At 60.3% G+C, this 19174-nt stretch carries 19 protein-coding genes; 7 read left to right on the forward strand and 12 right to left on the reverse strand.

Features of this window, described 5'->3' with window-relative positions:
• Positions 1-57: 57 nt before the first annotated feature.
• The 5 genes from HGP16_RS15200 (at position 58) to HGP16_RS15220 (ending at position 5497) form a co-directional block, all read left to right on the forward strand.
• Positions 58-1074, forward strand: a complete 1017-nt coding sequence (locus tag HGP16_RS15200; protein WP_168840865.1) for a polyprenyl synthetase family protein — start codon at positions 58-60, stop codon at positions 1072-1074.
• A 124-nt stretch (positions 1075-1198) separates the two neighbouring features.
• Complete coding sequence (locus tag HGP16_RS15205) at positions 1199-3058, forward strand: tetratricopeptide repeat protein (RefSeq protein ID WP_168841096.1); 1860 nt, start codon at positions 1199-1201, stop codon at positions 3056-3058.
• An 8-nt stretch (positions 3059-3066) separates the two neighbouring features.
• Positions 3067-3981: a 4-(cytidine 5'-diphospho)-2-C-methyl-D-erythritol kinase gene (locus tag HGP16_RS15210; protein ID WP_168840866.1), complete on the forward strand. Its 915-nt coding sequence runs from the start codon at positions 3067-3069 to the stop codon at positions 3979-3981.
• Entirely contained in the window at positions 3981-4535 is a 555-nt protein-coding gene (gene moaB / locus HGP16_RS15215) for a molybdenum cofactor biosynthesis protein B (protein WP_168841097.1), read from the forward strand. The genes HGP16_RS15210 and moaB overlap by 1 nt, the downstream gene beginning before the upstream one ends.
• 470 nt (positions 4536-5005) lie before the next feature.
• Positions 5006-5497 (forward strand): cupin domain-containing protein, encoded by a 492-nt coding sequence (locus HGP16_RS15220; protein WP_168840867.1) that lies wholly within the window; start codon positions 5006-5008, stop codon positions 5495-5497.
• Between the two features lie 211 nt (positions 5498-5708).
• Here the strand turns inward: HGP16_RS15220 and HGP16_RS15225 are convergent, their stop codons facing one another.
• Positions 5709-6023, reverse strand: a complete 315-nt coding sequence (locus HGP16_RS15225) for a hypothetical protein (protein ID WP_168840868.1) — start codon at positions 6021-6023, stop codon at positions 5709-5711.
• A gap of 177 nt (positions 6024-6200) precedes the next feature.
• A complete protein-coding gene (locus HGP16_RS15230) occupies positions 6201-6719 on the reverse strand; it encodes a glycosyl transferase (RefSeq protein ID WP_168841098.1) in 519 nt (172 codons plus the stop codon).
• A gap of 240 nt (positions 6720-6959) precedes the next feature.
• On the opposite strand from HGP16_RS15230, the gene HGP16_RS15235 reads away from it, so the two are divergent.
• Positions 6960-8117, forward strand: a complete 1158-nt coding sequence (locus HGP16_RS15235) for a PA0069 family radical SAM protein (RefSeq protein ID WP_168840869.1) — start codon at positions 6960-6962, stop codon at positions 8115-8117.
• A 105-nt stretch (positions 8118-8222) separates the two neighbouring features.
• Entirely contained in the window at positions 8223-8882 is a 660-nt protein-coding gene (locus HGP16_RS15240) for a ribonuclease HII (RefSeq protein ID WP_168841099.1), read from the forward strand.
• A 4-nt stretch (positions 8883-8886) separates the two neighbouring features.
• Here HGP16_RS15240 and HGP16_RS15245 read toward each other — a convergent pair whose 3' ends face one another.
• The 10 genes from HGP16_RS15245 to apbC all read right to left on the reverse strand — a co-directional run bounded on the left by HGP16_RS15245 (position 8887) and on the right by apbC (position 18706).
• Complete coding sequence (locus HGP16_RS15245) at positions 8887-9651, reverse strand: phosphotransferase (RefSeq protein ID WP_168840870.1); 765 nt, start codon at positions 9649-9651, stop codon at positions 8887-8889.
• A gap of 288 nt (positions 9652-9939) precedes the next feature.
• Positions 9940-10431, reverse strand: a complete 492-nt coding sequence (locus tag HGP16_RS15250) for a F0F1 ATP synthase subunit B (protein WP_168840871.1) — start codon at positions 10429-10431, stop codon at positions 9940-9942.
• A gap of 3 nt (positions 10432-10434) precedes the next feature.
• Positions 10435-11028, reverse strand: a complete 594-nt coding sequence (locus HGP16_RS15255) for a F0F1 ATP synthase subunit B (RefSeq protein ID WP_168840872.1) — start codon at positions 11026-11028, stop codon at positions 10435-10437.
• Positions 11029-11106: 78 nt separating this feature from the next.
• On the reverse strand, positions 11107-11334 hold the full coding sequence (locus HGP16_RS15260) for a F0F1 ATP synthase subunit C (RefSeq protein WP_004109844.1): 228 nt from the start codon (positions 11332-11334) through the stop codon (positions 11107-11109).
• 66 nt (positions 11335-11400) lie between these two features.
• Positions 11401-12153 (reverse strand): F0F1 ATP synthase subunit A, encoded by a 753-nt coding sequence (locus HGP16_RS15265; RefSeq protein ID WP_168840873.1) that lies wholly within the window; start codon positions 12151-12153, stop codon positions 11401-11403.
• A 78-nt stretch (positions 12154-12231) separates the two neighbouring features.
• Positions 12232-12576, reverse strand: coding sequence for an AtpZ/AtpI family protein (locus HGP16_RS15270; RefSeq protein WP_168840874.1), 345 nt, complete (start codon positions 12574-12576; stop codon positions 12232-12234).
• Between the two features lie 311 nt (positions 12577-12887).
• Positions 12888-14066, reverse strand: a complete 1179-nt coding sequence (locus tag HGP16_RS15275) for a cell wall hydrolase (protein WP_168840875.1) — start codon at positions 14064-14066, stop codon at positions 12888-12890.
• Between the two features lie 174 nt (positions 14067-14240).
• A complete protein-coding gene (locus HGP16_RS15280; RefSeq protein WP_409526841.1) occupies positions 14241-16106 on the reverse strand; it encodes a potassium transporter Kup in 1866 nt (621 codons plus the stop codon).
• A 53-nt stretch (positions 16107-16159) separates the two neighbouring features.
• Positions 16160-17137 (reverse strand): magnesium transporter CorA family protein, encoded by a 978-nt coding sequence (locus HGP16_RS15285; RefSeq protein ID WP_168840877.1) that lies wholly within the window; start codon positions 17135-17137, stop codon positions 16160-16162.
• Positions 17138-17551: 414 nt separating this feature from the next.
• Positions 17552-18706 (reverse strand): iron-sulfur cluster carrier protein ApbC, encoded by a 1155-nt coding sequence (gene apbC, locus HGP16_RS15290; protein WP_168840878.1) that lies wholly within the window; start codon positions 18704-18706, stop codon positions 17552-17554.
• Positions 18707-19174 lie beyond the last annotated feature (468 nt).

A 19174-nucleotide genomic window follows, 5' to 3' on the forward strand; every position in this document is an offset into this window, starting at 1 on the left:
CGCCTCTTTCGCCCCTTCTTATTGTGCTTTGCAGAAAATGAACAGGAGTCCGGATCGTTGGGCGTCGTGATACCGCTGGAAGAAAGCAAGAATAAACTGGCATCCATCAAGCCATTGGTGGATCTGACCAAGGCGGACATGGAACGCGTCAATCAGCTCATCCTGTCCAAGGCCGGCTCCGATGTGCAGATGATCCCCGAGGTTGCGGAGCATCTCATCTCCTCCGGCGGCAAGCGCCTGCGGCCGATGCTGACGATCGCCTCCGCCGCACTTTACGGCTATCAGGGCGACAATCACATCAAGCTGGCGACATCGGTCGAATTCCTGCACACAGCCACGCTGCTGCATGACGATGTGGTCGATGAAAGCGATCTGCGCCGCGGCAAGTCCACTGCCCGCATGATCTGGGGCAACCAGGCGAGCGTTCTGGTCGGCGACTTCCTGCTCGGCCAGGCCTTCCGCATGATGGTGGAAGTCGGCTCGCTTGATGCGCTCGACGTCTTGTCCTCGGCTGCCTGCGTCATCGCCGAGGGCGAAGTGCTGCAGCTCTCGGTCTCCAAGAACATGGAAACGACCGAAGACGATTATCTTTCGGTCATTCGCGCCAAGACCGCCGCACTTTTCGCCGCTGCGGCCGAAGTCGGACCGATCGTCGCCAACGCCGGCAAGGCGGAGCGCAATGCGCTGAAGTCGTACGGCACCAATCTCGGCCTCGCTTTTCAACTCGTCGACGATGCGCTGGACTACGGCGGCAAGGCTGCCGATCTCGGCAAGAATGTCGGCGACGATTTCCGCGAGGGCAAGATCACGCTGCCGGTGATCCTCGCCTATCGCCGCGGCACCGAAAAGGAACGCGCCTTCTGGCGTGACGCCATCGAAACCGGCAACAACAGCGACGAAAATCTTGAAAAGGCCCTCGGCCTGATCACGAAATACGGCGCGTTGGCCGACACAATTGCCCGTGCCGTGCACTACGGCACCATCGCGCGCGACGCTCTGGCGCCTATGCCGGAAACGCCCTGGAAATCGGCACTTCTCGAAGTGATCGATTTCTGCATCGAACGCGTTAATTGATAGCGGCGACCCGAATTTGTTGCAGGGCCGCTTCAAAAAAGCCATCCTGTTGTGAATCAGTTGACAGGAATGCGTTATGCCGCCGGCGACTTCGCCGGCCGTTTCCTTGATGAAAGGCTTTCTAATGCGGCAGAGACTTGCCATCCGTTTCCTTTCGGGCGTAGCCTTGGCGGCAATCCTTTCGGTGCCCGCCCTGACTGGCGCGCGCGCGGAGGACAAGCCGGCGGCAGCGGCGCCGGAGGCCAGCGCTCCGGTTGCTTTCGATCCCGATGGCGTCGATACGTTCGCAGGCGCGTTTCTCGCCGCCCGCACGGCCGATGTCGACCACGACTACGACACCGCCATCGCGCTTTATAAAAAGGCGCTGATGATCGACCCCGGCAATCCGGAAATCCGCCAACGGCTGATGATCTCGCTGCTGCTCAACGGCAATCTGGAAGAGGGCGTCAAATACGCCAACGAGTTGAAAAACGATCCTTCGGTCGAGCGCGTCACCACGATCGTGCGCGGCATGGATGCCATTCGCCGACACGAATACCGGACGGCACAGGAAATTCTCAAATATAACGGTCCGAACGATCTCGACCGGATGATGACCAACCTGCTCTCCGCCTGGGCCCGCGCCGGATCCGGCCGCGGCAAGGAAGCGATCTCGATGATCGACAAGATGAAGGGACCGGATTGGTTCAACATCTTCAAGAACTATCATGCCGGCGCCATCGCGCTGACGTTGGGTGACCTTAAATCGGCACGCTCGCATCTCAACGACGCGATCCTCGACAAGACGGGCGGCGCAACGGCACCCGATACCTTCATGCGCGCGGTCATGGCGCTTGCACGCCTCGAAGCCAAGGCCGGCGACAAGCAGAAGGCGCTGGATGCGATCTCGGTCGGCGACAATCTTGTCAGCAATTACGCACCGCTGAACGCGCTGCGTGACAGCATCACCAAGGGCGGTACGCCGGACCAGCAGGTCACCAATGCGAGCCAGGGTGCAGCTGCCGTGCTCTTCACCATCGGCGCCGCGCTGAACCGCGACGGTGCCGAAGATGTCGTCTCGCTCTACCTGCAGATTGCCAATTCGCTCGATCCGAAGGCTGCCGATACGCTGGTACTCCTCGGCGGACTGGCTGAAAAGCAGGAGCAGACCGATCGCGCCGTCGCCTTCTACAAGAAGGTGCCGGATGATTCGCCGATGGCCCGTATTTCCGAGCTGCAGCTCGGCCTTGCGCTTGCCCAGTCCGGCAAGGTCGACGATGCCCGCAAGCATCTGAAAGCATTGATCGATTCCGATCCCAACGACGTTCGTAGCTATCTCGCCTATGGAAGCGTCCTTTCCGACGCCAAGGATTTCCAGGCCATGGCCGATAACTACGACAAGGCCGTGCAGATCATCGGCCCGGTGCCGAAGCGCAGCGATTGGGCCGTGTTCTTCCAGCGCGGCATCGCCTATGAGCGGCTGAAGAAGTGGCCGGATGCCGAGCCGAACTTCAAGAGGGCGCTGGAGCTCAACCCGGATCAGCCGCAGGTGCTGAACTATCTCGGCTATTCCTGGGTCGACATGAATATGAACCTCGACCAGGGCCTGGACATGATCAAGAAGGCCGTCGACCTGAAGCCGGATGACGGCTACATCGTTGATTCCCTTGGCTGGGCCTATTTCCGCCTGAACCGCTTCGACGACGCGGTGAACGAGCTGGAACGGGCAGCGCAGCTGAAAGCCGGCGACCCGACGATCAACGATCACCTGGGCGACGCCTATTGGCGTGTCAATCGCAAGCTCGAAGCTGTCTATCAGTGGAACCGCGCGCTCGCCTCGAAACCCGAAGAAGCCGATATTCCGAAGATCAAGGAAAAGGTCGAGAAGGGCCTGCCCGTGCTCGATAACGATCCGAGGACCGTCGACAAGAGCAAGCTACCCGACCCTGCGCCCGCGCCTTCGCCCGACACGAACGCTCCGGCGCCGGTCGACAAGAAGTCCTAAGTCTTCCGATGAACACGGTCTTGGCAGCGGGCGATTTCGACCTCGTGGAGGAAGCGCCCGCAAAGATCAATCTTGCACTGCATGTTACGGGCCGCCGCGCCGACGGCTATCATCTTCTCGATATGCTGGTGAGTTTTGCCCGCCATGGCGATCGCCTCGCCTTTCGCGCCGGCGATTATGACGACTTCAGCCTCTCCGGGCGCTTCGGCCCGCTACTGTCGGCCGATGGCGAGGCTGGCGACAATCTCGTGCTCAAGGCGCGCGATCTGCTGCGGTCGGCTGCCCACGCAGCGGGCTTCGACGCGCCCGCCGTTCACATCCATCTTGAAAAGAACCTGCCGATCGCATCGGGTATCGGCGGTGGCTCGGCGGATGCGGCCGCCACATTGCGCGGGCTAATACGGCTGTGGCGGCTCGCGCTGCCTGACGAGAAGGTCACGGCCATCGCCTTGAAGCTTGGCGCCGATGTGCCGATGTGCCTTGCCAGCAAGCCGCTGGTGGCGCGCGGAATTGGCGAGGCGATAGACTTGCTGCCGGCGTTTCCCTCTTTCCCCATGGTTCTCGGCAATCCGCTCGTCGGCATCTCCACGCCGGACGTATTTCGCCATCTCTCCCGCAAGGACAATCCGCCATTGCTGTTTCCATCGCAGATGCCGCAAGGATATGGCGAGTGGATCGAGGTGATCCGGAATCTGCGCAACGATCTCGAACCATCGGCACGCTCGATCTGCAGCGAGATTTCGATGCTGTCCGGCTTGATCGAAAGCCAAAATTCGATCGTGACCCGCATGTCCGGCTCCGGTGCTACTTGCTTCGGGATTTTCGAAAGCACCGAACGGGCGGAGGAGGCCGCCGCCTCGCTTCACAGGCAGAAGCCGGGCTGGTATTTCAAGGTGACGGAAACGATTGCGGGAGAGGCATGATGGCAGGCTCAGTCAGCGAAAGATCCTTCATTCCCGTCGGCATCGCCGTGCTGACCGTTTCCGATACGCGCACGCCCGCCGACGACAGGTCCGGCGATACGCTGGTCGCGCGCATCGCAGAAGCCGGCCATAGGCTGGCGGCCCGCGCCATCGTTCCCGACGACAAGGAGCGCATCCGCGCGCAAGTGGAAGCCTGGACGAAGGACGATGCGGTCGACGTGGTGATCACCACCGGCGGCACGGGCTTCACCGGCCGCGATGTCACTCCCGAAGCGCTGGAGCCGCTGTTCGAGAAGCGCATGGACGGCTTCTCCGAGGTCTTCCATCGCATCTCCTACGACAAGATCGGTACGGCGACGATCCAGTCGCGGGCAACTGGCGGTGTCGCCAACGCCACCTTCATCTTCGTACTGCCGGGATCGCCCGGCGCCTGCAAGGACGCCTGGGATGGCATTCTCAAGGCGCAGCTCGATTACCGCCATATGCCCTGCAATTTCGTGGAGATCATGCCGCGCCTCGACGAGCATCTGAGGCGCGGCGGCTCTACCGCATAATTCCCCAAATCGGAATCGAGTTGGGAGAAAGATTAATGACTTATCCCGTTCACACAGGTGCTAATCCCATCTAGCGTTCTCGCATGACGTGTCTACCCTGCTTCGATATAGGGGCTGGATGAGTGAGAGCCTGTTTCCGACGCGCTGGGCAAACGACAAGCCGCCATCGCTGGAGAAGTTCACATCGGACCTCCCAGACGATTATGCCTATGCGGAGGATCTGGCGAAGAACCGGTGGCGAAGTGGCTTCAGGCGCCCAAAGTGCGCCAACTTCAAGAGATCGAGCTAGGGGACCTACCACGGCGTCCGCGACAAGCATGTCGACATCTACGCCAACGAGTTCGTCTTCCGCGGCAACCGGAGGCGGCACTTCCAGTGATGAAAGACCGCTCCGACCAAAAACGAACTCGCAGCTCTCACCAAACACTTGAGATATGCTATACAATACGCAGATTGCAACCGATGCAGAGATGGCCATGTCGACCTTCCGGAATGCAGTTGTGTCCTTGCCAGGCAAAGAGCGCGTAGCAAAAACCCCATTTGGTGCAAAGGTTGTTATCCATGCCACGGCCGCCGAGACTGGCGGCGCATTCGGGATGTGGGAAACCTTCACTCCACCGGGACACGGTCCAGCGCCTCACATCCACACGCGGGAGACCGAAGTCTTTCGCGTCATCCGTGGACTCTATCGCTTCCAATGCGGTGACGAAGAGTTCGATGCGCCTCCCGGCACCGTCGTCGTTCTGCCGCCGCATGTTCGACACGGTTGGCGAAATATCAGCGACGAACCAGGCCAGATGTTCGGCACCGTCACGCCAGGCGGTTGCGAGCAACTGTTTATCGACATCGAGGCATCATGTGCGGATACGCCGGAGAAAATTGCGTTGATTGAAGGGCGTCTAGGGATCATCAACGATATGACGCTGGCCCTCGGATTGGTAGCCCCGCCGGATTCGCGCTGATTGATCAGCACGTCTACCTACCGCTCAGCGCGGCTTTTCAGTCTCGAAGCCGAGGAACCGCAAGGCTCTTGTACAACTACTGGCGTGACCCTGTGCGAAAGGGATAAGCCAAAAAATTAGGTAGCATTTCAAAGTATAGCAGCGCCGCGCGTCTTGAAAGACGCGCGGCGCTGTCAGTAGATCCTGCGCATGGCAAGGCATTATCAGCCTGCTATGCCTTCGGCCCCGGCAATATAGGAACTAATTCCCAATTGTCGCCACTGAGGATGATGCAGCTCCGGCCCGAAGCGTCGCTGATCAATAGTGTCCAGCTACCGCTTTCGGCGGCGTAGATCTCCACGATCGTATCGGCACCAAGCTTGCCGACCGCCGAGAGCTTTTCAGAGAGATTGTCGCCAAGAAAGGCAACGATATCGACGCGCTGGGCGCAAACCAGCATCGCCTGGGAGTTTGCAACGCCGGGAAAAAGAATTGCACTTGACATGAGAGCCATTGCCAAGAGGCGGTAAAGCATCGTGCGTTTCATGACGCACCTCCTTTCGCCGGTATCCCGGCGGACAAGGAGTGTGCCGCTGACCTGTTCCGCCGCATATCGGCATCTTCATGGTCGGTGCCCGACGCGACACGCGTAAGGTGCCGCCACAGGAAAATTATCGCAGGTATTTGCAGCTTTTCAAATGGAATCTGGAACGGAAGCGAAGCGCTATCGTGCCGCGCGCGCCACCCACGAGGGTATGAGCTCGCTTGAAAGGCTCCGGCTCTTCCGGCCCTCGGCAAATTCGGCCAGCCGCATCCCGGTTCTGGCGGCGGCGATGGCCTGCGCCTTCGACAAGAGCAATCCCAGCTCCAAAGGCGGCATGCCTCTGCGAATGCGCTGCAGGAAAGGCCGGCGATAACCGCGCGATGCGGTGAAGCGTGCCGGCGCCTTGTTCAGGGAGACATATTCCGCGATCTCGTCGATCCACCCCGCCTGCGGCCGCGCACCGGGCTCGACCAGCAGCAGCCAGTCACCGCGTGCCGAACGCAGTATGTCCTTGATATCCCATTGCGAATAGAAGCGGCATCCGGCGGCATCCGCCACCCGCGACGTGCCGTCCCTGGAACCATGATCGAGCACGACGACATCGCAGACCAGCCCCTCGACCGCGCCTGCCACCAATGCCGCCAATGTCTGCGCCAGCTCCGGTTCGTGATCCTGGCATTCGATGATGACCGTCAACATTGCCCATTTATAGAGCGACGCACAATTTATTGCCAGCACCTAACCCTCGAGGCCTGACGTTTAAGAAAAGCGTGATACATCGCCCCGAAATCGCGGCGCGCCCATCGCCAAACGCTTCGAATGCGTGAGGCGGAAGATGATGATTCCGGATTTTGTTCTTGCAATGTTCTCATTTGTCGGATAGGAATTTAATCATCTTAGACGCGGCATGCGATGGCATGAACCGCCCTGGAGCGACCGATGAACGAGCAGTCCCTTGCAGGGCAGGCCGCATTCGCGCCTGCCAATACGGCAGACGTTGCCAACGCTTTGATCGCCGACGCCGGTCTCAGGATCGACGTGGAGCGCCGGCGCGGACGTGGCGCCGGATTGAATCCGAGCGGCCGGTTCGAGCCGCAGCAGCGTGAGACAGTCGACGACGGCTGGCAGACATGGGAAGAGCTCCCGCCCTTCAAGACCGAGGTGCAGGTGGAAAAGCCGCGCACGGCGATCACGCGCAACGAATCCCCCGATATTCCCTTCGATCGTTCCATCAATCCCTATCGCGGCTGCGAGCATGGCTGCATCTATTGCTTCGCGCGGCCGACACATGCCTATATGGGCCTGTCTGCGGGTCTGGACTTCGAATCGAAACTGTTTGCCAAGCCGGATGCGGCCAAGCTGCTGGAGCGCGAGCTGGCAAAGCCCGGCTACAAGCCACGCGTCATCGCCATCGGCACCAATACCGACCCTTATCAGCCGATCGAGAAGGAGTGGCGGATCATGCGCCAGGTCCTCGAGGTACTGAACCGGGCCAACCACCCGGTTGCCATCGTCACCAAATCGGCGCTGATCATGCGCGATATCGACATCCTCCAGGAAATGGCCGCCAAGAACCTGGTGCGGGTGGGATTGTCGGTGACGACACTCGACCGGAAGCTGGCGCGCACCATGGAACCACGGGCAGCGACACCTCCGCGGCGGCTGGAGGCGATCCAGGCGCTCAGCGAGGCCGGCATTCGCACCTCGGTCATGGTGGCTCCGATCATCCCGGCGCTCAACGACCACGAGATCGAACGTATTCTCGATGCCGGCAAGGCCGCCGGCGCGCTGGAGGCAAGCTATGTCATCCTACGGCTGCCGCTGGAGGTGAGCCCACTGTTTCGCGACTGGCTGCTGCAGCACTATCCGGACCGCTATCGCCATGTGATGTCGCTGATCCGCTCGATGCGCGGCGGCAAGGATTATGATGCCGAATTCGGCAAGCGCATGAAGGGCGCCGGCCCCTATGCCTGGCAGATCAGCCGCCGCTTCGAAATGGCGACGCGCCGGCTCGAACTCACGCGCCGCAATATCGCATTGCGCGATGACCTGTTCGTGCCGCCCGACGGCAGCGGCGTTCAGCTGTCCTTGCTCTGACATTCCTTGCGGGTTTTCCCTGTACCCGCTGGAAAAGCCCCCCGGTTCGCCGCCCTGATCCACCGGGGGCTTGCAGGAGATCGGGTGGTGTGCGAGCTTCGCCGCATGCCACGCAGCACACCACCCGATTCTCCAATGCTATTCGAGGACATCCCGCTCGTCCCGACCTTCGAGCTGGAACTGATCGCGCGCCGGGCCGGACATTGGCCGGTCGCCGGGGCAGACGAGGCTGGCAGAGGTCCGCTCGCAGGACCGGTCGTGGCGGCCGCCGTCATTCTCGATCCAGACCGCATTCCGAATGGGCTGAACGATTCCAAACAGTTGACCACCGCCAGGCGCGAGGAGCTGTTCGTCGAGATCCTTGCGACGGCGACAATCTCCATCGCCTCATCGAGTGCTACCCGCATCGACACGACCGATATCCGCAAGGCAAGCCTGGATGCGATGCGGCGCGCCATTTGCGGGCTGGCGGTTCCGGCAAGCTATGTGCTGACCGACGGGCTCGATGTGCCCGCTGGGCTAGCCTGCCCCGGAAAAGCCGTGGTCAAGGGCGATGCGCGCTCCTTCTCGATCGCAGCCGCCTCGATCGTCGCCAAGGTAACGCGAGACCGGATGATGGCACGCGCAGGCGTCGTCTTCCCCGCCTATGGCTTTGCCGCCCATGCCGGCTACGGTACGCCTCAGCATCGCGCCGGCATCGAGCAACACGGTCCCTGCTCCCTGCATCGCATGAGCTTCCGCCCGCTCAAGAGGGAAGCCGTCTGAGACCTCAATTCGTCAACCCCGCGACGATCTGAGGCGACCATTTCGTAACATAGGCAATGTCTTCCCTGTAGATCCGGTCATGCCCATCCTGCAGATTCCGGCGGTAACGCTCGATGCCGCGCGCAGCTTCCCGTTCCATGAAGGTCAATAATGCCTCAAGCCGCTCGACGATGGCGGCCGGAAGGGAACTGCGCTCCTCAAGCCGCATCCCATAGGCGTCGACGAAGATGCGCGCACGCTGGATTTGGCTGGCAAGGCTATCCAATCTTTCCACTGCCATGCTTGAGGACAATGGCGCCCAGCGATAGACCGCATAGGACAGATCCCAAATCCGCGGACCTGGATGGGCTGCCTCGAAATCGATGACCCCGGTCACCTCGCCGTCGTTCACGACGACATTATAAGGCGCGAAATCGCCGTGGCAGATGACCTCGGACGGCAGGCGGGGCGGCAGTTGCCACAGATAGGCCGCGGCAAGATCCCGCTGGACCAGAGCGGAACTATGATGATACCGGCGCAGCAATCGGGCGGCCGATTGCAGAATCTGCTCCGAGCGCATCTCGATGTTGCTATCAAGGTCGCCCGTGACTCCAGGCAGATAGGTCACTCTTTCCCAAACGTCGTCAAATCCGTCCGGCTGCGGAGCGGCATCAAAGCCACGCGGCGGCAAGGCAGCCAGCAGAGCATGCACGCCCTGGGTCCAGGGGCGAACGGGCCGCACGATAAGATGGCCTTGGCGAAACGGCTCTTCGTCCATTATTGCCTGCATCTGTCCTCCCCTAGACTCCTCATCTAGCCGCTCGTTGCGGCGATGATTAACCTGCGAGAAATCGAATAGCCACTATTAAGAGGGATTTGTCTGCGTTTCTTCAGCACCCGACCCCTTCGACAAGCTCAGGAGCCTGCGCATCCCACCATAAGGACTAACCTCCTGCGCAAAACTGCGCATTGAACCGGCGTCATGCGGCAGCAATCGGCTCTACATGACGGCGTGCCCTCTCCCCAATAAAAAAGCCCTGCCGAAGCAGGGCCTTGTCAAATTTCGATGTTCCGCAGCTCAATTCAGCCGCGTCTTCACTTCCTTGACGGCATCGTTGAAGAGGCCGGACTGGACGCTGCCATCGGCCTTTTTCGCAAGCACCGATTCAGCAGCGGCGATCGCCAGATCGACGGCGGCGGAACGAACCGCCTTCATCGCATCGGCTTCAGCCTGCTTGATCTTCTGCTCGGAGAGAGCCGTACGGTTGGCGACGAATTCCTCCGTCTTCTTCCGGGCTTCCGTCGTTAGCATGTCAGCTTCGCGCTCGGCTGCGGCGACGATATTCGCGGCTTCAGCCTCGGCTTCCTTGCGCTTGCGCTGATATTCGGCCAGCAGATGCTGAGCCTCTTCGCGCAGACGCTTGGCTTCTGCCAGCTCGTTGCGGATCTGGTCGGCGCGATCGTCCAGCGACTTCGCCATCATGCCCGGAACCTTCAGGTAGACGATGAGACCGATGAAGATGATAAGCGCGACGAATGCAAAGAAAGTTTCGTCAAGACCAAACGTCATAACTTAGCCCTCCCGCTTCGCGGATGCTACGGCAACAGCCGAAGCGACATCAGCCTTGCCGGCGACGTTGCCGACCAGCTGCTCGACGACGGCCGCAGCCGTCTCTTCAGCAATGGCACCGACATCGCCAAAAGCCTTCGTCTTGATCTCGGCAATGCGGGCTTCCGCAGCCTTGAGCTTTTCGGAAAGGCTTGCCTCGATCGTCTTGCGATCTTGCTCGGCCTTGACCTTGGCAGCGTCGCGGGCGCTTGCGCCGATCGAATTTGCCTTGGCGCGCGCGGCAGCCAATTCGCTTTCATAGGTCGCGACGGCGGCATCGGCTTCGGCCTTCAGGCGAGAAGCTTCTTCGATATCCTGAGCGATCCGGTCGTGCCGGCTTTCCAGGATGCGGCCAACGCGCGGAATGACGATCTTCTGCATGGCCACATAGAAGATGACGAAGGTGATCACCAGCCAAAGCAGCTGTGACGGATACGTCGTATGGTCAAACGGCGGAAAAACACCGGCGTGATGGCCTTCATTCGGCGCACCCGTTTCCGTATGCACCTCGCCGGCGGCCGGCGGTGCTTCTTCAGCATATGCCGGGGTCACAAACATGCTCACCTCCAGGTGGTCTGCAAATGCAAAGAATCACGGCTCGCTGCCCGCGAACCGTGATCTATGACGCCGCTGATATCAGACGGCGAAGAGCAGGAGGAGAGCGATGAGCAGCGAGAAGATGCCCAGAGCTTCCGTAACGGCGAAGCCGAATACCAGACGGCCGAACTGGCTGTCAGCAGCCGACGGATTGCGCAGTGCGCCGGACAGGTAGCTGCCGAAGATATTGCCGAGGCCGAGAGCCGTGCCGGCCATACCAAAGCAAGCCAAACCTGCGCCGATGAACTTTGCTGCTTCCGCGTCCATGTTGAACTCCTTTGAAATGGTTGTGCGGTGAATGACTGACGCCCTTAGACGCCAATGTCTTTATCCTTAGTGGCCACCCGGATGGATCGCGTCGTTGAGGTACATGCAAGTCAGTACCGCAAAGACGTAAGCCTGGAGGAAGGCGACAAGGAACTCGAGACCGGTGAGGGCGACGGTCATGATGAGGGGAAGAATTGCGCCGCCAATGCCAAGCGCGCCAAGGGCTCCGAGCGAGGCGACGAAGCCTGCGAACACCTTGAGCGTGATATGACCGGCCAGCATGTTGGCGAAAAGACGAACGGAGAGCGAAATCGGCCGCGACAGGAAGGAAATGATCTCGATCACCACCACCAGCGGCAGAAGGATACCCGGAACACCCTGCGGCACGAAGAGCTTGAAGAAGCCGAAGCCGTGCTTAATCAAGCCGTAGAGAATGACGGTGAGGATGACCAGCAGCGCCAGAGCGAAGGTGACGATGATTTGGCTGGTGACCGTATAGAAATAGGGAACCATGCCGAGCAGGTTTGCCGTCAGCACGAACATGAAGAGCGAGAAGACCAGCGGGAAGAACTTCATTCCCTTCGTTCCCGCCCCTTCCTTCAGCATCGAGGCGATGAATTCGTAGGCCATCTCCGCAACCGACTGAGCGCGGCTCGGAATGACGCTGCGCTGCGCGCTGGCAAAATAGAGGAAGCCCGCGGAAATCACTGCGGAGGCGACCATGAACAAGGAAGCGTTGGTGAACGAAAAATCAATTCCACCGATATCGATCGGAATAATCTTGAAGATCAGGAACTGATGGGTAGGTCCGTTTGCCACCGCTGGTTCTCTTTCATTTTCCCGCTCGAGCGAGCGGATGCCTCTCACCTGGAAACGGCGCCGCAGCGTCGCTTCCGCTCATTTCTTGTCTCGGTCTTGCTCATTCAGCTCCGGTGTCGCCACCTTGCCCGCAGAGCGCAGCACATTCAGCACGCCGGCACAGAATCCGAGAAGCAGCAAGATAATCATGCCCCACGGCGCCGTACCGACAAAACGGTCGAAGACATAGCCCAGAACAGCGCCAACGATAATGGCGGCAATGAATTCACTGGAAAGCTTCATCGCCTGAGCATAGCCTTTACGGCCCTCCTCGGCGCGAACCTCCCCGTATTCATCCTCTTTCGCGGCAGCGCGCTTGCTCGCCAATTCGGCTCCCAGCTGCGCCCGCCGCTGTTCCAGACTTTCGTCGCGGTCGTCCGTCATGGTGATATCCTCCCCCTTTTCGTCGCGCGTTATCCCTATACCCCGGTCAACGCGTAAACGAACAGCAGGTTTCGCCACCTTCCGGCCCGTTTTGAAGTCGCGCGCAACATAGTTTTAGGAAAAAGCATAGTCAAGGCGTAGACGCCATCTGTCCAGCCATAAATTAGCCCAATTAAATCATAACGTTAGATTGAAAGAGCCGTGCCGGACGAAAACTGAGCCGAAGATTCCTCTTCAGCCCATGCTTTTCTATGGCTTTTTTGCCAGTCGCCACTGCGCTCCTTAGGACCAATCCACAAACTTCGAATGCTTCAGCTCCAGCCGCCGCCATAAGTGCGGTAGAAGATATGCATGCCGATGCGGCCGACCTTCACCATCTCGGCCGCCCATTTCGGCCGGACGTAGACGGCATGGTAGTGAGTGGCGGAGCCGACTTCCGGCAACCAGATCTTGCCGGCCGTTACCGCCATCGCGACCTGACGGGCGATGCGCCAGTGTTCCGGCGAATTGACCCGATCCTTGACGCTGTCGCAGGCAAAGGAGAACTGGCAGGCATTGCGCCAATCCTCGTTCTGATAGACCACGCCGCAGATGGTTTTGGGATAGGCGGGATTGCGAACGCGATTGAGGATGACCTGGGCGACGGCCGCCTGCCCTTTCACGGACTCGCCGCGCGCCTCGAAATAGATGCCGGTCGCAAGGCATTGCTGCTCATCGGACGAGAATACCGATGGCGGCAGGACATTGGCCGCCCACAGATGATCCTTCGGTCCGATCTGCGGCACGAAACGGCCTTCGCCGTCCTGATCCTTGGCAAGGATGGAATCGAAAGGCGAAACCCGGGCATAGTCCGGTGTCGGCGATGCATAGGCAGCAGCCAGAACATCGGCATTCTGATTGGTGATGAGGTTTGCCAGATAGGCCGGCACTTCGTCGTCCAGCTTCGGCGGCTGCTTCTTGTAGAAGGCGGTGGCAATCTGGATTTCCTTGCCGTCGAGCTTCGGCTTCAGGAAGGCGGTGCGCTCACCGGTATCGGATTCCGGCCGAAACAGCATGCTTTGCCGCTCCAATACCGAGCCCGCGGAGAAATCCTTTGGCGGCTGCATCGGCGCAACGGCAACGATGCGGCCTTTCTTGTCCTGGCGGTTGATCCGCTCTTCATCTGGTCTGGGATCGCTGCCCTTTTGCTCCGACTGGAAAGCAACCCGCCGCCCGTCCGGCAGCACCAGGCCGCCGTCGCCCACCGCGGCCGCCGTCTTGGCATCGCCGAAGGCCAACTCCGCCTGGTGAGTGGAGCCGGCCGGCGAGGCGGTCATCACCATGCGCCAATTGGCCCCTTCCCTGTCGATGCCGGAAAGGAGGCCGGCAAGATCAGCGTAGGCGGCTGGAGATGGGAAGATCAGCCAGGCACAGAGCCCGAAGACGGCGGGCGAAGTCCAGTTTTTCGGCAAGAAACTCAATTTTCGGCTGACATAACGCGAGCGGGACAACACCGGACTCCAAACGGCACTCGAAACCAGGAGCCGGAATAATCTCCCATTAACCTTGATGGATGGTTAATTCGGGCAAATCTGTGGTCGTGAATACCGCGAGCTCGCAGCCCTAAGAGAAAAGGCCCGGCGGATATCCACCGGGCCTTCGAAGGAAGAGCAATCTTGCCGAGCTCAGATGATGACGTGCGAGCCCAGTTCCACCACGCGGTTGGCCGGCAGGCGGAAGTAGTCTGAAGGGTCGGTCGCGGCATTGGCGAGCGCGATGTAGAGCCGGTCCTGCCAGTGCGGCATGCCCGACTTGGCGTCCGGTACCAGCTTGCGGCGACCGAGATAGAAGGAGGTCGACATGATGTCGAACTTCAGACCGGTCTTGCGCAGGGTCGCGAGCGCCTGCGAAACGTTCTGCGATTCCATGAAGCCGAAGCGCAGCTCGACGCGCGAGAAGCGGTCGGAAACCTTTTCGACCGAATAGCGGTCCTCCTGGAGGACACGCGGCTTGTTGGTGGTACGGATCGTCAGGATCACGTTCTTGTCGTGCAGGACGTGATTGTGCTTCAGATTATGCAGCAGTGCGGCGGGCGCGGATTCCGGATCGCTGGTCAGGAAGATCGCCGTGCCCGGCACATGGGCGGGCGAGTGGTCGCTCTTGCGCTCGATGGAGCTCACGAAGGACGACAGCGGGATATCGGTGTGCCGCGTCTTTTCCATCAGGATCGCGGTGCCGCGGCGCCAGGTCCACATAATGACGGTGAAGGCGGTTGCGATCAGCACCGGAACGTAGCCGCCATCATGGATTTTCAGCAGGTTGGCGCCGAGGAAGACGAATTCCAAGAGCAGCAGCGGCGTGAGCACGGCAACAGCCATGGGCAGCGTCCAGTTCCAGCGAACGCGGACGAATTCGAAGGCCATGATCGAGGTGACGACCATCGCGCCGGTGACCGAGATACCATAGGCCGTCGCCAGGGCGTCCGACGTCTTGAAGGCCAGGACCAGGAAGATGACGCCGAAGAACAGGACGGTGTTGACCGACGGCAGGAATATCTGGCCGGTATTGGTCTCGGAGGTGAACAGGATTTCCATGCGCGGCAGGAAGCCGAGATGGATAGCCTGGCGCGTGAGCGAGAAGGCGCCGGTGATGACGGCCTGGCTGGCGATGATCGTCGCCATGGTGGCGAGAATGACCACCGGCAGGATCGCCCAATGCGGAAACATCAGGAAGAACGGATCGGACATGGCCATGGGCTCGCGCAGCACGAGGGCACCCTGGCCGAAGTAATTCAGCGTCAGCGACGGGAACACCAGCACAAACCAGGCCCACTGGATCGGGCGGCGGCCGAAATGGCCAAGGTCGGCATAGAGCGCTTCAGCGCCCGTCACGGTCAGGAACACCGCACCGAGCACCACGACGCCGAGGAAACCTTCCCGCATGAGGAAGCTCACCGCATACCAGGGATTGAGCGCCGTCAGGATGCTGTAGTCATCGGAAATGTGCATGATGCCGACTACACCCATGACGATGAACCAGAGGGCGGTGATCGGCCCGAAGAAACGGGCCACCGCGCCGGTGCCATGCGACTGTATCGCAAAAAGCAATGCAAGGATCGCAACCGATATGGGGACGATATAGTCCGACAGCTGCGGGGTAACCAGCTTCAGGCCTTCGACGGCGGACAGAACCGAAAGCGCCGGGGTGATCATCGCATCGCCGAGGAAGAGTGCGGCGCCCAGCAGGCCCAGCAGCATCAGAATGGCGGTATGGCCGTTCGCCGTCTTCATCAACAGCGCCAGCAGCGACAGCGTGCCGCCTTCGCCGTCATTGTCCGCGCGAAGCAGAAAAAGGACATATTTGATCGTGACGATGATCGTCAGCGTCCAGAACATCAGCGACACCACGCTGATGACTTCGCCGCGCGTCAAACCATCAGCGGCTACCGGCTTCAGGGCCTCGCGAAAGGCATAGAGCGGGCTCGTGCCGATATCGCCATAGACCACGCCGACCGAACCGAGGGCGAGGTATGCGAGTTTACGAGCGTTCATTTTCCCGTCGGGAGAATGATGGGTTTCGTTAGACATTCAGGATCACTAGACTCTCAGAGCCAGCCTTTCCAGCGAAAAAAGAAAAACGGAACGATGGCGGAAACCACCATCAACAACAACGATGCCGGGTAGCCGTAGGCGAAATGCAGCTCGGGCATATGCTCGAAATTCATGCCATAGACGGACGCCACGAGCGTCGGCGGCAGGAACACCACGGAAGCGATCGAAAAGATCTTGATGATGGCGTTCTGCTCGATATTGATCAGCCCGAGCGATGCATCCAGCAGGAAGGTGATGTTTCCCGCGACAAAGGATGCGTGCTCGGACAAGGACTGGACATCCCGCGAGACATTGCGACACAGGTCCTTGGCTTCATGGTCCTGCTGCATGGCGGGGATGGCGTGAAGGAAGGTCAGCAGCCGGGATAGCGAACTCAAGCTGTCACGCACCTTGCTGAGCGTGCGGTGATAGCCTGCGATGTCCTTGAGCTTCTCTTCCAGATAGTTTGCCGGGCGGCGGATTTTCTTCACACGATCGCCGAATACGTGCACTGACAATATATCGATACCGGCGACGGTCTGTTCAAGCACCTCGGCGGTACGGTCGACGATGGTTTCGAGAAGTTTGGCAAGCAGCGCGACGCCCGTGCGCCGCTCCTGCGGAATGCGCTGCAAGGCCGCGATGAACAATGCGAAGGATTTTGGCTGTGCGTAGCGGATGGTGACCAGCCGGTGTCCCGTCAGAATGAAGGCGACGTCGGTGAGCATCGGCAGATTGGTATCGGCCTTCCACAACAGCGAAGCGGTCAGAAAGACCGAGCCGTTCTCGACATAGAGCCGGCTGGAAGGCTCTATGTCCTTCATGTCCTCGCGCGTCGGTACTTCGAACCCGAGCAGCCGCTCGATATCGGCTTCTTCCTCGCGCGTGGGATCGACCATGTCGATCCAAGTGGCATTGTCAGGCAACCGGTCGGCGGCCGAGAGATCGGGGAGCTGAAGCGGTTTGGAATCTGAGCAATAGGCAGTTATCAACTGCTTGCTCCCGCAGCAGCGGAGACGGCGCAAAGGCCGAGGCACTTTGCGCGCACTCGCTGCGATCCCACCAATGGCGAATGAAAAAAGCTCATAAAACCCCGGTCATATCCCGCCGGTCCGGCCGGAATCCGTGTCCATGTTCCATTGCGCTGCTGTACCAATCCTTCGTCCGTCCTGGCGAAGCCGCCTGCTCGGACGAAATAAAACCACCATGCGGCGGAGGGCGGTCATCGGAAACGCCCGGCCAGTTCCACGCCGGCGGCGCATATGCAGCAAAGCTCGCAAAGAATCAAGTCACAACCTCTTCATTGCGCGATTTCACCGCAGTTTCGATGATCTTGCGAAGTCATAGCACAGGATGCCGACAAGACAATCCGTCGCTATACAGAAAGCCGATACGTCTCCCGCGAATTATTCAAATACGATCGACGGGGCGGCGCGTTGCGGTGTGCCCTCCACTTGCTTCCAAACCTTGGCAGCGATCTCGCGATAAATCTTCGCAACGATACCGTCCGGCTCGGCAGCGACGAGCGGCGTGCCGGCATCCGAGGTTTCCCGGATTCCCATGGTCAGCGGCACCTCACCTAGGAAAGGCACGCCGATGCGCTCGGCTTCCTTCCGCGCGCCGCCATGGCCGAAAATATCGTATCGGGCGCCGGTATCCGGCGCGATGAAATAGCTCATATTCTCGACAATGCCGAGGACAGGAACCTCGACCTTGCGGAACATGTTCAAGCCCTTGCGCGCATCGATCAAGGCCAGGTCTTGTGGCGTCGAGACGATGACGGCACCGGCAAGCGGCACCTGCTGCGCCATGGTCAGCTGCACGTCGCCCGTGCCGGGCGGCATATCCACGACCAGGACGTCGAGCTCGCCCCAGGCCACTTCGCGCAGCATCTGCAGGAGCGCGGATTGCACCATCGGCCCGCGCCAGATCATCGCGGTCTCCTCCTCGACGAGGAAGCCCATCGACATGACCTTGAGGCCGTAATTCTCCATGGGATTGATGATGCGTCCGTCGATCTGGGTGGGACGTCCGGAAATCTTCAGGAGGCGCGGCATCGAAGGGCCATAGATATCGGCATCCAGAATGCCGACGCGCAGGCCGTTGGCAAGCAGGCCCAAGGCAAGATTGACCGCCGTCGTCGACTTGCCGACGCCGCCCTTGCCCGAAGCAACCGCAATGATGGCACCTACACCGGGTACACCGATCTTGGCGGCACGAGGCTGCGGCGGCGGCGCGTGCGGATGAGAATGCGAATGGCCGTGCGGGGCAGCTTGCGCCGGCGCCGGCCGGGCGGCGGGCGCGCCGGCCTTCTTGTCGGCCGTCAACGCGACCAGGGCGCCTTTGACACCGGGCATTTCCTTGATGACGCGCTCGGCGGCAAGACGCATCGGCTCGAGATCCTTGGCGCGCTCGGCCGGAACGGTAATGGAAAAATAGACCTTGCCGTCGGAAATGAAGACATCCGACACCATACCGAGCTCGACGATATTGTGCTCCAGGTCCGGGCCGCGAACCGTCTTCAACGTTTCCAGCACCTGTTCCTTGGTGATGTCTGCCATTCCATCCTCACTGCACAATCTTCATCCGGAGCGCAGCATCGGCCGCTCGGGCCATACGCTTTCCGGTTTAGATAGTGGAGCGGCGGGACTTCGCCAAACGAAATTCAAGGCGCTGCCGATAAAAAGCGCCTTCGTTGCGGCCGGCAAGTCCGCCGGGTCCATCTATGACCCCACCAGCCGCGGTCTCCCAATCCGGAAAGACGTTTCGCCGGCCGAAGTAGGGCAACCGCTCGGAAGAAATAGGGCAAGCCTGGGAAAATCGCCTCGTCGGCCGCTTCGATCCTTATGAGCGTGCCCAATAAGCAACAACCGCCGCCAACGCCCTTCGCCCGGAGAAGCTATGGCGACGGCATCGGCGACGGTTGTTTGATCCGCGCACGTTTCGTCGGCGCTGTTATCAAAGTCCCCTCTGGACCTCTGCCATTTAACAAGCAGGAAGCGTGCCAGTTTTCACAAAATGGAAAAAAT

This window comes from Rhizobium sp. P40RR-XXII (assembly GCF_012641405.1).
In the GTDB taxonomy this organism is placed as follows: domain Bacteria; phylum Pseudomonadota; class Alphaproteobacteria; order Rhizobiales; family Rhizobiaceae; genus Rhizobium.

Excerpts from the sequence above, each read along its gene's own strand:
- HGP16_RS15205 (WP_168841096.1), top strand. The coding sequence starts at position 1,199 with ATGCGGCAGAGACTTGCCATCCGTTTCCTTTCGGGCGTAGCCTTGGCG.
- HGP16_RS15210 (WP_168840866.1), top strand. The coding sequence starts at position 3,067 with ATGAACACGGTCTTGGCAGCGGGCGATTTCGACCTCGTGGAGGAAGCG.
- moaB (WP_168841097.1), top strand. The coding sequence starts at position 3,981 with ATGGCAGGCTCAGTCAGCGAAAGATCCTTCATTCCCGTCGGCATCGCC.
- HGP16_RS15220 (WP_168840867.1), top strand. The coding sequence starts at position 5,006 with ATGGCCATGTCGACCTTCCGGAATGCAGTTGTGTCCTTGCCAGGCAAA.
- HGP16_RS15225 (WP_168840868.1), bottom strand. The coding sequence starts at position 6,023 with ATGAAACGCACGATGCTTTACCGCCTCTTGGCAATGGCTCTCATGTCA.
- HGP16_RS15230 (WP_168841098.1), bottom strand. The coding sequence starts at position 6,719 with ATGTTGACGGTCATCATCGAATGCCAGGATCACGAACCGGAGCTGGCG.
- HGP16_RS15235 (WP_168840869.1), top strand. The coding sequence starts at position 6,960 with ATGAACGAGCAGTCCCTTGCAGGGCAGGCCGCATTCGCGCCTGCCAAT.
- HGP16_RS15240 (WP_168841099.1), top strand. The coding sequence starts at position 8,223 with ATGCCACGCAGCACACCACCCGATTCTCCAATGCTATTCGAGGACATC.
- HGP16_RS15245 (WP_168840870.1), bottom strand. The coding sequence starts at position 9,651 with ATGCAGGCAATAATGGACGAAGAGCCGTTTCGCCAAGGCCATCTTATC.
- HGP16_RS15250 (WP_168840871.1), bottom strand. The coding sequence starts at position 10,431 with ATGACGTTTGGTCTTGACGAAACTTTCTTTGCATTCGTCGCGCTTATC.
- HGP16_RS15255 (WP_168840872.1), bottom strand. The coding sequence starts at position 11,028 with ATGTTTGTGACCCCGGCATATGCTGAAGAAGCACCGCCGGCCGCCGGC.
- HGP16_RS15260 (WP_004109844.1), bottom strand. The coding sequence starts at position 11,334 with ATGGACGCGGAAGCAGCAAAGTTCATCGGCGCAGGTTTGGCTTGCTTT.
- HGP16_RS15270 (WP_168840874.1), bottom strand. The coding sequence starts at position 12,576 with ATGACGGACGACCGCGACGAAAGTCTGGAACAGCGGCGGGCGCAGCTG.
- HGP16_RS15280 (WP_409526841.1), bottom strand. The coding sequence starts at position 16,106 with ATGAACGCTCGTAAACTCGCATACCTCGCCCTCGGTTCGGTCGGCGTG.
- apbC (WP_168840878.1), bottom strand. The coding sequence starts at position 18,706 with ATGGCAGACATCACCAAGGAACAGGTGCTGGAAACGTTGAAGACGGTT.